Source organism: Puniceibacterium sediminis (assembly GCF_900188035.1).
Lineage (GTDB): Bacteria > Pseudomonadota > Alphaproteobacteria > Rhodobacterales > Rhodobacteraceae > Puniceibacterium > Puniceibacterium sediminis.
Map to the genome: position 1 here is coordinate 111,583 of NZ_FZNN01000003.1, position 14,138 is coordinate 125,720.

Annotated in this window: 12 protein-coding genes; 10 read left to right on the top strand and 2 right to left on the bottom strand. The window is 59.0% G+C overall.

Translation table 11 applies throughout. From position 1 onward, the window contains the following. Position 1: 1 nt before the first annotated feature. Positions 2-766 (bottom strand): DeoR/GlpR family DNA-binding transcription regulator, encoded by a 765-nt coding sequence (locus tag CHB75_RS04970; protein WP_089269429.1) that lies wholly within the window; start codon positions 764-766, stop codon positions 2-4. Positions 767-1,081: 315 nt separating this feature from the next. Here CHB75_RS04970 and glpD point away from each other — a divergent pair, with 315 nt between their 5' ends. From glpD to CHB75_RS05020, 10 genes are all read left to right on the top strand, one after another. Then, the gene (gene glpD, locus CHB75_RS04975) at positions 1,082-2,686 is read left to right on the top strand and encodes a glycerol-3-phosphate dehydrogenase (RefSeq protein WP_089269430.1); all 1,605 of its coding nucleotides are present in this window, start codon (positions 1,082-1,084) and stop codon (positions 2,684-2,686) included. A gap of 22 nt (positions 2,687-2,708) precedes the next feature. Continuing rightward, entirely contained in the window at positions 2,709-3,797 is a 1,089-nt protein-coding gene (locus CHB75_RS04980) for an ABC transporter ATP-binding protein (RefSeq protein ID WP_089269431.1), read from the top strand. 12 nt (positions 3,798-3,809) lie between these two features. Further along, the gene (locus CHB75_RS04985) at positions 3,810-4,910 is read left to right on the top strand and encodes an ABC transporter ATP-binding protein (RefSeq protein ID WP_089269432.1); all 1,101 of its coding nucleotides are present in this window, start codon (positions 3,810-3,812) and stop codon (positions 4,908-4,910) included. After that, on the top strand, positions 4,910-5,782 hold the full coding sequence (locus tag CHB75_RS04990) for a carbohydrate ABC transporter permease (RefSeq protein ID WP_089269433.1): 873 nt from the start codon (positions 4,910-4,912) through the stop codon (positions 5,780-5,782). The genes CHB75_RS04985 and CHB75_RS04990 overlap by 1 nt, the downstream gene beginning before the upstream one ends. Before the next feature lies 1 nt (position 5,783). Further along, positions 5,784-6,650 carry a carbohydrate ABC transporter permease gene (locus CHB75_RS04995; protein WP_089269434.1) on the top strand — a complete coding sequence of 289 codons (867 nt, stop codon included), beginning with the start codon at positions 5,784-5,786 and terminating at the stop codon, positions 6,648-6,650. Positions 6,651-6,731: 81 nt separating this feature from the next. After that, a complete protein-coding gene (locus tag CHB75_RS05000; RefSeq protein ID WP_089269435.1) occupies positions 6,732-7,004 on the top strand; it encodes a DUF2160 domain-containing protein in 273 nt (90 codons plus the stop codon). 70 nt (positions 7,005-7,074) lie between these two features. Further along, positions 7,075-8,796, top strand: coding sequence for an ABC transporter substrate-binding protein (locus tag CHB75_RS05005; RefSeq protein WP_089269436.1), 1,722 nt, complete (start codon positions 7,075-7,077; stop codon positions 8,794-8,796). A 144-nt stretch (positions 8,797-8,940) separates the two neighbouring features. Then, entirely contained in the window at positions 8,941-10,428 is a 1,488-nt protein-coding gene (gene glpK, locus CHB75_RS05010) for a glycerol kinase GlpK (protein WP_089269437.1), read from the top strand. A gap of 23 nt (positions 10,429-10,451) precedes the next feature. Continuing rightward, positions 10,452-11,435 carry a class 1 fructose-bisphosphatase gene (locus tag CHB75_RS05015; RefSeq protein WP_089269438.1) on the top strand — a complete coding sequence of 328 codons (984 nt, stop codon included), beginning with the start codon at positions 10,452-10,454 and terminating at the stop codon, positions 11,433-11,435. 19 nt (positions 11,436-11,454) lie between these two features. After that, positions 11,455-12,603, top strand: coding sequence for an iron-containing alcohol dehydrogenase (locus tag CHB75_RS05020; protein WP_089269439.1), 1,149 nt, complete (start codon positions 11,455-11,457; stop codon positions 12,601-12,603). Positions 12,604-12,725: 122 nt separating this feature from the next. On the opposite strand, the gene CHB75_RS05025 is transcribed toward CHB75_RS05020, so the two are convergent. Then, positions 12,726-14,096: an aspartate aminotransferase family protein gene (locus CHB75_RS05025; RefSeq protein WP_089269440.1), complete on the bottom strand. Its 1,371-nt coding sequence runs from the start codon at positions 14,094-14,096 to the stop codon at positions 12,726-12,728. Positions 14,097-14,138: the final 42 nt, after the last annotated feature.

Genomic DNA, 14,138 nt, shown 5'->3' on the forward strand with positions numbered 1-14,138 from the left:
GTCAGGCGGGGCACAGGACGATGTCGGTGTCCCACTCACGACACTTTTTGGTGAGGGATGCAGGGGGCGGAGTATCTGTAAAGAAGGTGTCGACCTCGGACATAGAGGTGATGCGGGCCGGAGCGGTGCGCTGAAATTTGGAGGCGTCGGCCACCAAGAAAGTGCAGCGCGCTTGTTCCAGGATGGCTTGGCTGACCACAACTTCTTGGACGTCAAAGTCGAGCATATCACCATCAGCGTCCAGCGCGGAACAACCGACCACGGCGAGATCGAGCTTAAACTGGCGAATGATCTGGGTGGTCATGTTTCCAACCAATCCTCCGTCAGAGCGGCGCAGCAGCCCGCCCGCCACCACGATCTGGCAGTCTGGATTTGCCGTGAGGATATTGGCAACGTTCATGTTGTTGGTCACGACCAGAAGATTCTTGTGGCGAAGAAGCTCGCGTGCAACCGCTTCTGTGCTGGTGCCGATATTCAGAAAAATAGAGGAATCCGAAGGGATTTGCGCGGCACAGGCCCGTGCGATAGCGATCTTGGCAGCTTCATTCAGCGCGCGCCGGTCCTCGTATTCGATATTGGACGTCCCGGAGGGCATGACCGCACCGCCATGCACTCGTTCAAGCTGGCCCGAATCCGCGAGGTCGGCTAGATCGCGGCGGATTGTTTGCTGGGTAACACTGAAATAATCCGCCAGGCGCTCGACGGTAACCCGCCCTTCGCGCCGGGCGATTTCGAGGATTTCAGGGTGCCTGAACGTCTGCGACATGGCTTTACGTGATCTCCGTTCTAAAATTTGCACCCAATCGCATGTTTCACCCAAAGGCGGAACCGCCTTCACAGGCTGCATGTTCACATTCGATTCGCCCAAATGATCGCACATAAACGCACATTTGCGCGCATTAAATAGCCTGGAATTCGCCGATCGAGCGGTCATTCTTGCCAAGATATTCAAATTTTACACGACAACTCAATGCATTAATCGATTCGATCAAAAACGAAAAAACCGAACGCTGAGGGCTTTCATTGATCTTCAAATACTGACATAATTTGTAAGGAACGAACTGCGCCCGGGGAGGGGCTTATGTCCGAGACGGCGGAACAGATCGAGTCGTTTGATCTTTTCATCATTGGCGGCGGCATCAACGGTTGCGGGATCGCGCGCGACGCGTCTGGACGTGGCTTATCCGTTGCGCTGGCCGAGATGAACGATCTGGCTTCTGCGACCTCTTCTGCCTCGACAAAGCTGTTCCACGGTGGGTTGCGCTACCTGGAATATTTCGAATTCCATCTGGTCCGGGAATCCTTGATCGAGCGGGAAACCCTGCTGCGCGCAATGCCGCATATCAGCTGGCCGATGCGATTCATTCTACCGTATCACAAGGACATGCGCTTCGAGAACGAGACTCCGACTTCGAAGCTGCTGAACACCGTGATGCCATGGATGAAGGGGCGACGGCCCGCCTGGCTGATCCGCCTGGGCCTGTTCATGTATGACAATCTGGGTGGTCGCAAGATTCTGCCCGGCACCACCACCGTTGACCTGACAACCAGCCCAGAGGGTGCGCCGCTGAACGACAAGTTCGTGCAGGCCTATGAGTATTCCGACTGTTGGGTGCAGGATGCCCGCCTTGTGGTGTTGAACGCCCGCGATGCCGAGGTGCGGGGCGCAAAAATCATGACCCGGACAAAGGTAATGTCCGCCGAACGTGTGGATCAACACTGGGAAATCGAACTCGAAGACACCGAGACCGGTGCCCAGAAAACGATCAAGGCGAAGATGATCGTGAATGCCGGTGGGCCTTGGGTGGGAGACATCATCCGCACCAAGATACGCAGCAATTCCAAGGAAGGCGTGCGTCTGGTCAAGGGCAGCCACATCGTCACGAAAAAGCTCTACGATCACGACAAGTGCTATTTCTTTCAGGGCGAAGATGGCCGCATCATCTTTGCAATCCCCTACGAGCAGGATTTTACACTGATCGGCACCACGGATTCCGAACATCAGGATCCGGAGGTCAAGCCGACCTGCAGCGAGGAGGAGCAGACCTATCTGTGCAACTTCGCGTCCAAGTATTTCAAGACGCCGGTCAGCACCGGCGATATTGTCTGGACCTATTCCGGTGTTCGCCCGCTTTATGATGACGGCGCCAGCAGCGCCACGGCGGCGACGCGCGATTATACGCTGAAAGTTGATGATAGCGGCGGCGCGCCGGTGTTGAACATCTTCGGCGGCAAGATCACGACGTACCGTCGCCTTGCCGAAGGCGCGCTAGACAGGATGAAGCCCTACTTTCCGGATCTGCCGGACAAGTGGACAGCTGGTGTAACGCTGCCGGGCGGGGATTTCCCGGTCAGCGGTGTGGCGGCATTGACCGAAAAGCTGGCCGGTCAATATGCGTTTCTGACTGATAGCTGGGCCCAACGACTGATCCGCGCCTACGGAACCGAGGCATTTGGCATTCTGAGCGACGCAAAGTCATCCGATGATCTGGGCCGAAATTTTGGTGGCTCGTTGACAGAGGCCGAAGTTCGCTGGCTGATAAGCCGTGAATATGCACGCACCGCCGAAGACGTGGTCTGGCGCCGTTCAAAACTCGGGCTGCACATGACAGCGGGCGAAATCGCGGAGCTCGATCGATTTATGAAAGACACCCGCACTGACAGAACGGCACACGCCGCGCAGTGACGGGGTACAGGGGGAGGATGATATGACGCTTGCACTGCAAGGGGTATCCAAGGTTGTGGGTGGGCAGACGCATGTCCACAAGACTGACCTGACACTGGAAAAGGGCACGATGAACGTGCTGCTGGGGCCGACGTCGTCGGGCAAGACATCGCTGATGCGGCTGATGGCCGGGCTGGACGTCCCCAATACCGGAACCATTCACTGGAACGGCAAAGACGTGACAGGCATGCGGGTGCAGGACCGCAAGGTTGCCATGGTGTATCAGCAGTTCATCAACTACCCCTCGATGACCGTCTACGACAACATCGCCTCGCCCATGCGGCTGCTAGGCAAGTCACCGGCCGAGATTGATGCCGCCGTTCAGAAATCCGCCGACCTGATGAAGTTGACCCCAATGCTGCAGCGCAAGCCGCTGGAACTGTCCGGCGGACAGCAGCAACGCTGTGCGCTGGCGCGGGCGCTGGTCAAGGATGCCGGATTGGTGCTGCTGGACGAACCTCTTGCGAACCTCGACTACAAGTTGCGCGAAGAGTTGCGGATCGAGATTCCCAAGATTTTCGAAGAAGCGGGCAGCATCTTTGTCTACGCCACCACCGAACCGGAAGAGGCGCTTTTGCTGGGCGGCAACACTGCCACCCTGTGGGAAGGCCGCGTGACCCAGTTTGGCTTGACGCCGAACGTTTACCGCAACCCCGTCGATGCAACTACGGCACGGGTGTTCAGCGATCCGCCGATGAACTTTGTTCAGATTCTCAAGACCGGACAGACCCTGAATTTCGGCGACGGCAACAGCGCGCCCGCCGCAGGAAAGCTGGCCGAGCTGCCAGATGGGGAATACACTGCGGGTTTCCGCCCCAACCACCTCGAAATCATGCAGCACACGCCAGAGGCGGTTGCCTTTACCGCAAGGCTTGTGGTGACCGAGCTGACCGGTTCGGAAACATTTGTTCACCTGAACCATCAGGGCGAACGCTGGGTCGGTCTGATCCACGGCATTCACAAGCTGAATATCGGCGATGACTTGCAAGTCTGGCTCGACCCAAGCCACATCTATATGTTTGATAAAAAAGGCGCTTTGGTGGCCCCTGCCGCCTATGCGCTAGCTGCCTGAGGGAAAGAGTTCATGGCCAAGATCACACTCGACAACCTCGCCCATTCCTATCTGCCCAACCCGAAATCCATGGATGATTTCGCGTTGAAAGAACTGAATTACGACTGGGCCGATGGCGAAGCCTATGCGCTGCTCGGATCGTCCGGCTGCGGTAAGTCCACACTGCTGAACATCATCTCGGGGCTTTTGCACCCATCGCAGGGCCGTATCCTGTTTGATGGCAAGGATGTTACCGGATCACCGACGGCTGAGCGCAACATCGCGCAGGTATTCCAGTTTCCTGTTGTCTACGACACGATGACCGTGCGCGACAATCTGGCCTTTCCGCTGCGCAATCGCGGTGTCGATGCGGCGATCATTGCCGAACGGGTGCAGAAGATCGGCAAGATGATCGATATGGAGAACATGCTTGACCGCAAGGCGCGGGGTCTGACCGCCGATGCCAAGCAGAAGATCAGCCTTGGGCGCGGCATGGTCCGCGAGGATGTGAACGCCCTGCTGTTTGACGAGCCGCTGACCGTGATTGACCCACACATGAAGTGGGAATTGCGCACCCAGTTGAAAAAGCTGCACCACGATTTCGGCCACACGATGATCTATGTGACCCACGACCAGACAGAGGCGCTGACCTTTGCCGACAAAGTTGTGGTGATGTTTGATGGCCGCGTCGTGCAGATCGGTACGCCCGAAGAGCTGTTCGAAAAGCCCGCGCATACCTTTGTGGGCTATTTCATCGGCTCGCCCGGCATGAATGTGCTGCCTGCGACCGTGAACGGCAATGTGGCCGTGATTGACGGGCACGAGGTGCCGCTTGGCGCCAGGTACACCAGCCGACAGGGCAAGGTCGAAATCGGCGTTCGTCCGGAATACTGCAAACTGTCGGAGACCCAGGGTTTGCCGGTCAAGATCCGCCGGATCGAGGATGTGGGCCGCCACAAGATCGTCCGCGCCGCCTATGGGGCACACGACATCAACATCATCGCGAATGAAGGCGACAATATTGGCGCCGACATGACCTGCGTCACCTTCGATCCCGATCACGTCAACGTCTATGCGGATGATTGGCTGGTCAGCCCGTCGGGCGCGCAGGGCACAAAGGGGGAGGCCGCGTAGTGGAAAAGACCGTCAATCAAAAGGCGTGGTTCCTTGTCCTGCCTGTTCTCATCCTTGTCGCGTTTTCCGCCGTGATCCCGCTGATGACCGTGGTCAACTATTCGGTTCAGGACACCTTTGGCCAGAACCAGTTCTTCTGGGCCGGTCTGTCGTGGTTCGATGATCTGCTGCACTCTGACAGGATGTGGAATGCGCTGGGTCGGCAGATGATGTTCTCGGCCATCATTCTGGCGATCGAAGTGCCACTGGGCATCTTCGTCGCACTCAATATGCCGAAAAAAGGTTTCTGGGCGTCGTTCTGCCTTGTCCTGATGTCCCTGCCGCTGCTGATCCCGTGGAACGTGGTTGGTACGATCTGGCAGATCTTCGGGCGCGTGGATATCGGCCTTCTCGGCTATACTCTGGATGCGCTGGGTATCGACTACAATTACACGCAGGGCTTCTTTGCGGCCTGGACCACGCTGATCGTGATGGATGTGTGGCACTGGACGTCGCTTGTCGCGCTGTTGGCCTATGCGGGCCTGCAGTCGATCCCGGACGCCTATTATCAGGCGGCCAAGATCGATCAGGCAAGCCGCTGGGCCGTGTTCCGCTATATCGAGCTGCCCAAGATGACGGGTGTTCTGATGATCGCGATCCTGCTGCGCTTCATGGACAGCTTCATGATCTATACCGAACCATTCGTCGTCACCGGCGGTGGCCCCGGCAACGCCACGACCTTCCTGTCCATCGACCTAGTCAAGATGGCGTTGGGACAGTTCGACCTTGGCCCTGCGGCAGCCTTTTCGCTGATGTACTTTCTGGTGATCCTGTTGATTTCATGGGTGTTCTACACGGTCATGGTCAACCTCGACAAACGGGACGGAGTGTAAGATGACCGACGCCACCTCAACCTCCATCCCGGGCAATCTGACTGCTCAGCGTGCGAAAAAACGGTTCAAGCTCAAGGGGTCGGCCATCGTCATGGGCCTGTACCTGCTGTTCCTGCTGCTGCCGATCTACTGGCTGCTGAACATGAGCCTGAAGACCAATACCGAGATCCTCGGAGCCTTTTCGCTGTATCCGCGTGACCTGACCTTTGCCAACTACATCACGATCCTGACTGATCCCTCGTGGTACATGGGCTATGTGAATTCGCTGATCTACGTGGTGATGAACATGGTGATCTCGCTCGCTGTGGCGCTGCCTGCGGCCTATGCATTTTCGCGCTACAGCTTCATGGGGGACAAGCACCTGTTCTTCTGGCTGCTGACAAACCGCATGGCCCCGCCGGCCGTCTTTGCGCTGCCGTTCTTTCAGCTTTACTCAAGCGTTGGCTTGTTCGACACGCACATCGCCGTCGCTCTGGCGCATTGCCTGTTCAACGTGCCCCTCGCGGTCTGGATTCTGGAAGGCTTCATGCGCGGCGTACCCAAGGAAATCGACGAGACGGCCTATATCGACGGCTATTCCTTTCCGCGCTTCTTCCTCAAGATCTTTGTACCCCTGATCGCCAGCGGCATCGGCGTCGCGGCCTTTTTCTGCTTCATGTTCTCATGGGTTGAACTGCTGCTGTCGCGCACGCTGACGTCTGTAAATGCCAAGCCGATCGCCGCCACGATGACCCGCACAGTTTCGGCCTCGGGCCTTGACTGGGGCGTGCTGGCGGCGGCCGGGGTGCTGACCATCGTACCTGGCGCGCTCGTGATCTATTTTGTCCGCAACTACATTGCCAAGGGCTTTGCCCTGGGGAGGGTGTGATGCTGAACGCAACCGAGTTCTGTACGACGCGCCATTCTGATCGGACGTCGCATGTTCACACTGCAATGGGGAGCTTCTGACATGGCATGGATGGCATGGACCTGGCCCACGGCGGCATTCTTCGCGGTGATCGCCTGCCTGCTGATCACCTTCACGGTGCTCGCAATCAAATTTCCTGAGACACCCCGCACCGGCGTGCTCAGGATCGAAACGACAAGGGGCGACCGCCTCTTCATCACCCTTCTGGGTTCGGCCTTTATCAATCTGGCCTGGCTCGGGATCGTCGGCGCAAACCAACCTTACGCGCTGATCGCCTGCCTCATCTATGCCGTCGCGGTCTTTCGCTTCGTCTAGAAAATGGTGCATCCGGGGCGCGAGGAGTTCCCGGATACGACAAGTCTGGTTCACAAACGGGAGGAATAACATGAACCTGAACCTCAAATCCACAACTGCGGTGGCCGCGGCGCTTGCGTGTTTCGCAAGCCCGTCCATCGCCGACATGGCGGCGGCAACCGCTTTTCTCGATTCCGAGATTGGCGACCTGTCCAGCCTGACCCGCGCCGAGCAAGAGTCCGAAATGCAGTGGTTCGTTGATGCCGCTGCCCCGTTCGCGGGCATGGACATCAAGGTTGTGTCGGAAACCATCGACACGCACAGCTATGAATCCAAGGTTCTGGCCGCCGAGTTCAGCAAGATCACCGGGATCAATCTGACTCACGACCTGATCGGCGAAGGCGATGTTGTTGAAAAGCTGCAAACACAGATGCAGTCGGGCGAGAATATCTATGACGCCTATATCAACGACTCGGACCTGATCGGCACGCACTGGCGTTACAAGCAGGCGCGCAGCCTGACCGACTGGATGGCGAACGAAGGCGCGGACGTGACCAACCCCGGTCTCGACATCGACGACTTCATCGGCACCCAGTTCACCACCGGCCCGGACGGAGAGCTTTACCAGCTGCCCGACCAGCAGTTCGCGAACCTTTACTGGTTCCGTTATGATTGGTTCAACGACGAACAGAACAAGGCCGATTTCAAAGCGAAATACGGCTACGATCTGGGTGTCCCGGTCAACTGGTCGGCTTATGAGGACATCGCTGAATTCTTTACCGGTCGTGACCTGTCGCGTCTTGGTGTAGAAGGCGAAGTCTTTGGCAACATGGACTACGGCAAGAAGGACCCCAGCCTTGGCTGGCGTTACACTGATGCGTGGATGTCCATGGCTGGAATGGGCGACAAGGGTGAGCCCAACGGCCTGCCGGTCGACGAATGGGGCATCCGTGTAAACGACCAGTCCCAGCCCGTCGGTGCCTGCATGACTCGTGGTGGCGCCACCAACTCGCCCGCTGCGGTCTATGCCGTGGACAAGGCGATCACGTGGCTCAAGGACTACTCGCCGCCCGCCGCACAGGGCATGACCTTCTCTGAGGCCGGCCCGATCCCGGCGCAGGGCAATGTCGCGCAGCAGATGTTCTGGTACACCGCATTCACCGCGGCGACGGTTCTGCCTGACCTGCCCGTGATGAACGAGGACGGCACGCCCAAGTGGCGCATGGCCCCCTCGCCGCACGGCGCATACTGGGAAGATGGCATGAAAGTCGGCTATCAGGACGTGGGTTCCTGGACGCTGATGAAATCGACTCCGGTCGATCGTGCCAAGGCGGCCTGGCTCTATGCCCAGTTCGTGACCTCCAAGACTGTGGACGTTAAGAAAGCGCACGAAGGTCTGACCTTCATCCGTGAATCGACCGTTCAGCACCAGTCCTTCACCGATCGCGCGCCGAAACTTGGCGGTCTGGTGGAATTCTACCGTTCGCCCGCCCGCGTCCAGTGGTCGCCGACCGGTACGAACGTGCCTGACTATCCCAAGCTGGCACAGCTGTGGTGGCAGAACATCGGCGACGCCATGTCCGGCGCCAAATCCTCGCAGGAGGCCCTCGACAGCCTTTGCGGCGATATGGAATCGGTGATGGAGCGTCTTGAGCGGGCAGGCATCCAGGGCGACATCGGCCCGAAGATGAACCCGGTTGAGACTGCCGAATACTGGCTCGAGCAGCCGGGCGCACCCAAGCCCAAGCTTGAGAACGAAGACGAAGAGCCCAAGACCGTCAGCTATGACGAGCTGATCGCTTCGTGGAAGTAAGATGCCACCGCCGGAGCCCCGCACTTGGGGCTCCGGCTTTTTTGTGCTTAGTTTTCCGGGCGCGGTGTTTTGTACAAAGCGGGGCTGGCGGTCTGGATCGGGCCCCGTTTCGTACAAGGCAGACCAACCAGGAAAGGAACGGCCATGCGCTATATCTTAGCCATTGATCAGGGGACAACCTCCAGCCGGGCCATCCTGTTCGACGAATCCATGAAGATCACGGCGACGGCCCAGGAGGAGTTCGAACAACACTACCCGGCCTCGGGTTGGGTCGAACACGAAGCGTCCGACCTTTGGTCCACCGTGGCGGGCACCTGTAGGCAGGTCATTGAACGCGCGGGCATTTCCACGACCGAGATCGCAGCAATCGGGATCACCAATCAGCGCGAAACCACCGTTGTCTGGGACAAGGACACCGGACAGGCGATCCACAAGGCCATCGTCTGGCAGGACCGCCGCACGTCGCAGATTTGCGCCGAATTGCGTGATGCCGGCCACGAAGAGATGTTCACCGACCGCACCGGCCTGCTGCTCGACCCGTATTTCTCGGGCACCAAGCTCAAGTGGATCCTCGATCATGTGGATGGGGCGCGGGACCGCGCGCGCGAAGGCAAGCTGCTGTTCGGCACGGTAGACAGTTTCCTGATCTGGAAACTGACCGGCGGGGCCGAGCATGTGACCGACGCGACCAATGCGGCGCGGACCCTGCTTTATGATATCCGCAAGGGACGCTGGTCCAAGACCATCTGTGACTTGTTGGACATACCGATGGAGATGCTGCCAGAGGTCAAGGATTGCGCCGCCGATTTCGGCATGACCCGCCCGGATCTGTTCGGTCGCGAAATTCCCATTCTTGGGGTGGCCGGGGACCAGCAGGCCGCGACGCTGGGGCAGGCCTGTTTCCAGCCCGGCATGTTGAAATCCACCTATGGTACGGGCTGCTTTGCGCTGCTGAACACGGGGGATACGCCAGTCAAATCCCGGAACCGCCTGCTGACAACAATCGCCTACCAGCTGGATGGCAAGCCGACCTATGCGCTTGAAGGGTCGATCTTTATCGCCGGCGCGGTGGTGCAGTGGCTGCGTGATGGGCTCAAGATCATCCGCGACGCGAAAGAGACGCAGCCGCTGGCCGAAGGGGCGGACCCAAGCCAGAATGTCGTTCTCGTGCCTGCCTTTACCGGCCTTGGTGCACCCTATTGGAACGCCGAATGCCGGGGCGCGATCTTTGGACTGACGCGCAATTCCGGTCCCAATGAATTCGCCAAGGCGGCACTTGAATCCGTTGGCTACCAGACTCGCGACCTGCTCGAAGCCATGCATGCCGATTGGGCGCCGGAGGGTGGCGACCAAACCCTGCGGGTTGACGGCGGCATGTCGGCCAGTGATTACGCCATGCAGTTCCTGTCGGATATCATCGGAGCGCCTGTGGATCGACCAAAGGTGCTGGAAACGACGGCAATGGGTGCGGCGTGGCTTGCCGGTCAGCGCGCCGGGGTGTACCCGGATATGGAAGGTTTTGCAGAAATGTGGCGCCTAGACCGGAGCTTTGACCCCGGCATGTCCGAAGATGACCGCGCGACGAAATACGATGCCTGGAAACGTGCCGTTTCCGCTGCCATGACTTTTTAGACGCTTGATTTGAAAGGCCCGAAATGACCGCCATCACCCTTCGCCGCCATCTGACTGATGCCGGTCATGACTCTGACCTGATTTTCCTGCTCGAAGACATTGCCAGCGCCTGCCGCTCCACCGCCTACGAAGTGCGCAACGGGCCGCTCAAGGGCAATCTGGGCGTGGCTGACAGTATTAATGTGCAGGGCGAGGATCAGAAGCCGCTCGATATCATCGCCAACGACATCTTTGTGTCGACCTGCGCGAATTCGCCCCGTCTGGCCGCGCTGGTGTCGGAAGAGATCGAAGAGGTCGTGTGGCTGAAAGAGCCGAAAAAAGGCGACTACATGCTGTTCTTCGATCCGCTTGACGGGTCGTCCAATCTGGACACCAACCTGTCTGTAGGCACGATTTTTTCGATCATGCAGATCGAGGAGGACGGCAACAGAAACGTCCTGCGCAGGGGTGCCGATCAGCTTGTTGCCGGTTATGCGCTTTACGGTCCCGCCACGATGATGGTGCTGGCCGCAGGGCGGGGTGTTCAGGGGTTCACCCTGCATCAGGGTACGGGCATCTTCCGCCTGACACAGCCCAGCATGTCCATCCCCGAAACCACCAACGAATTTGCAATCAACACGGCCCGCCGCCGATTCTGGGATCAGCCGATCCGCGATTATGTTGACGACTGTCTTGCCGGGACAGAAGGCCCCCGTGGCAAGGACTTCAACATGCGCTGGGTCGCTTCTATGGTGGCCGAGGTTCACCGAGTCCTGATGCGCGGTGGCGTGTTCCTTTATCCGCTCGATGACAAGAACCGCGCCGCGGGCGGCCGCCTGCGTCTGCTTTACGAAGTCGCGCCAATGGCCAAGATCATCGAAGCGGCTGGCGGTGCAGCGTCCACTGGCACGGAACGGATTCTTGATCTGGTCCCGACCGAACCGCATCAGCGCGTCGCCACCATCCTGGGTTCGCGAGAAGAGGTTGCGCTTCTGGAGCAGATGCACCGAAAGCCAGCAGAAGCGTGAACTGGCAGGGGGCGCGGCAATGAAGTCATTTTCACTGCTCGCGCCCCGGATCGTCTTTGGCCGGGGCGTTGTTTCAAGCCTGCCGAAAGAGGTGGCGCGCTACGGTTCTCACGTCCTTCTTGTTCGGGGCCGGTCTGTCCCTTTCGTGGATGTTATCGATGCGGGCCTTCGGGCGCTGGGGTGCAGTGTGACCACGATCATCTGCTCGGGCGAACCGGATTTACCCCAGCTTGAGGTGGCGCTGACGACCGCCCGCGCTACTCAGGTCGATTGCGTTCTCGCCATGGGCGGCGGGGCGGCCATTGACCTTGGCAAGGCCCTTGCCGCGCTGATACCTGCCGGGCGCGGCCCGATGGCCTATCTCGAAGTGGTGGGCGAAGGTCTGCCACTTGACGCCGCGCCGCTGCCCTTCATAGCCTGTCCGACCACGGCTGGTACAGGGGCCGAGGCAACGAAGAATGCCGTGATCGCGGTGCCGTCCCACAATCGCAAGGTCAGCCTGCGCGACGACCGCATGTTCGCCGATCTGGCGCTTGTCGACCCCGCACTGACGGACAAATGTCCAAGGGGCGTGACACTGGCCTCTGGGTTGGATGCGATCACACAGGTTATCGAACCCTACCTGTCTGCCCGCGCGACCCCCCTGATCGATGCGCTGTGCCGGGACTCCATTCCACGCGGACTGCAGGCCCTGGCCCGACTGATGCAGGGCGAAGACAGCAGCGCCCGAGATGACCTCGCTTATACCAGCCTGATGGGCGGCATTGCCCTGTCGAACGCGGGCCTTGGGGCGGTTCATGGTTTTGCAGGGGTTATCGGTGGCCGCTATTCCACTCCACACGGCGCGATTTGCGGGCGGCTTCTGGGGCCAGTGCTGCGGATGAACGAGCGAGTGTTGCCAGAGCAGGGCGAAAAGATCGCGCGCTATCAGGAAGTGCGGCATTGGCTGGCAGAGGCGTTTGGCGGCGAGCCGGACTCAGCCTTCCGGCTGTTGGAGGATTGGGTCGATGATAAAGGCCTGCCACATCTGTCAGAGCTTATCGCGCCAGATGCGGACCTTACCGATATCGCGACCGAATCCAGGACCTCCTCTTCGATGAAGGCCAACCCAGTGACGCTGGAGACCCATCAACTCGTGCAGATCCTCTGGGAAACCCTGCATCGGTAGAGGCAGCGCTCTAGAATGTGCACCACTCGGGTGCGGTATCCTGTAACGGAAGCGTAGAATAAAAAATAGCGCGCCGGGCCACGGCGCGCCATCAACTCACAGACTTTCACGAACCCCGGGGATTAGCCGAGAACCTTTTTCACCGCGATGGCTGTCTTGTCGGCAACCTCGTCCGCCTCTTCACGGGTCAGGCAGAAAGGCGGTGCAAAGCCGAGGATGTCGCCTTGTGGCATGGCGCGTGCGATCACACCCTGTTCAAGCAGCGCCGCCGACAACTGCGGCCCGACCTTGTCCGCGCCGTCAAAGAACGTCCGGCTGTCGCGATCCTTCACGAATTCGACCGCACAAAGCATCCCTTCGCCACGGACATCGCCCACATGAGCGTGTGATCCGACGGCCTCTGCCATCACCTTGTTGAGGTAGGCGCCAATTTCACCCGCATTCTGTACAAGGTTCAGTTCATCGATGAGTTTCAGGTTGGCCACACCGGCTGCCGCCCCGACGGGGTGGGCCGAATAGGTCCAGCCATGGCCGATCGGGCCGTTCTCATCTGTGCCCTGCTCAAGCACCTTCCACATCTTCTCGCTCACGATGGAACCCGAAAGCGGCGCATAGGCCGAGGTCAGACCCTTGGCGATGGTGATAAGGTCAGGCTTCAGCCCGTAGTGTTCAGAGCCGAACATGGTGCCCAGACGACCGAAACCGGTCACGACCTCATCCGCGATCAGCAGGATGTCGTTCTTTTCCAATACCTTCTGGATCGCATCCCAATACCCGGCAGGTGGCGGCACGATGCCCCCGGTCCCCAGAACAGGTTCGCCGATGAAGGCGGCAATTGTATCTGCACCTTGCTCTTCAATCAGTTCTTCCAGCTTGGCGACGCAATGGGCGACGAAATCTGCCTCGCTCATCGCCAGATCGGGGCGGCGGAAGTAATAGGGCGCTTCGGTGTGCACTACCTGGCTTAGCGGCAGGTCGAACTTGTTATGAAACAGCTCCAGCCCGGTCAGCGACCCGGTCATCAGGCCCGACCCGTGATAGCCGCGCCAGCGCGAGATGATCTTCTTCTTCTCGGGGCGGCCAAGGATGTTGTTGTAATACCAGACCAGCTTGATGTTGGTTTCGTTGGCATCCGAGCCAGACATGCCAAAATAGACCTTCGACATATGTGCAGGCGCGCGGTTCATGATCATCTTGGCAAGCGTGATTGACGCCTCGGTGCCGTGGCCCACGTACGAGTGATAATAGGCCAGCTCTTTCGCCTGGACAGCAATCGCCTCGGCGATATCCTGACGGCCGTAGCCGACGTTCACACAGTAAAGACCCGCAAAGGCATCCAGCAGTTTGTTGCCATCACGATCCTCGATGTGACAGTTGGTTCCGCCAGTGATGATCCGCTGCGGGACATTCCCGCGCGCAAATTCGGCCAAATGGGTCGAAGGGTGGAAAAAGTTCTCGCGGTCCCACTGCTCCAACATGTCATTCTTCAGCATCATTTTTCCTTTTCTTAAAAATTCATTGGGACGCTTGGAAAA

What these genes read in the sequence shown, in the direction of transcription:
- CHB75_RS04970 (WP_089269429.1), bottom strand. Translation starts at nt 766, where the DNA reads ATGTCGCAGACGTTCAGGCACCCTGAAATCCTCGAAATCGCCCGGCGC.
- glpD (WP_089269430.1), top strand. Translation starts at nt 1,082, where the DNA reads ATGTCCGAGACGGCGGAACAGATCGAGTCGTTTGATCTTTTCATCATT.
- CHB75_RS04980 (WP_089269431.1), top strand. Translation starts at nt 2,709, where the DNA reads ATGACGCTTGCACTGCAAGGGGTATCCAAGGTTGTGGGTGGGCAGACG.
- CHB75_RS04985 (WP_089269432.1), top strand. Translation starts at nt 3,810, where the DNA reads ATGGCCAAGATCACACTCGACAACCTCGCCCATTCCTATCTGCCCAAC.
- CHB75_RS04995 (WP_089269434.1), top strand. Translation starts at nt 5,784, where the DNA reads ATGACCGACGCCACCTCAACCTCCATCCCGGGCAATCTGACTGCTCAG.
- CHB75_RS05000 (WP_089269435.1), top strand. Translation starts at nt 6,732, where the DNA reads ATGGCATGGATGGCATGGACCTGGCCCACGGCGGCATTCTTCGCGGTG.
- CHB75_RS05005 (WP_089269436.1), top strand. Translation starts at nt 7,075, where the DNA reads ATGAACCTGAACCTCAAATCCACAACTGCGGTGGCCGCGGCGCTTGCG.
- glpK (WP_089269437.1), top strand. Translation starts at nt 8,941, where the DNA reads ATGCGCTATATCTTAGCCATTGATCAGGGGACAACCTCCAGCCGGGCC.
- CHB75_RS05015 (WP_089269438.1), top strand. Translation starts at nt 10,452, where the DNA reads ATGACCGCCATCACCCTTCGCCGCCATCTGACTGATGCCGGTCATGAC.
- CHB75_RS05020 (WP_089269439.1), top strand. Translation starts at nt 11,455, where the DNA reads ATGAAGTCATTTTCACTGCTCGCGCCCCGGATCGTCTTTGGCCGGGGC.
- CHB75_RS05025 (WP_089269440.1), bottom strand. Translation starts at nt 14,096, where the DNA reads ATGCTGAAGAATGACATGTTGGAGCAGTGGGACCGCGAGAACTTTTTC.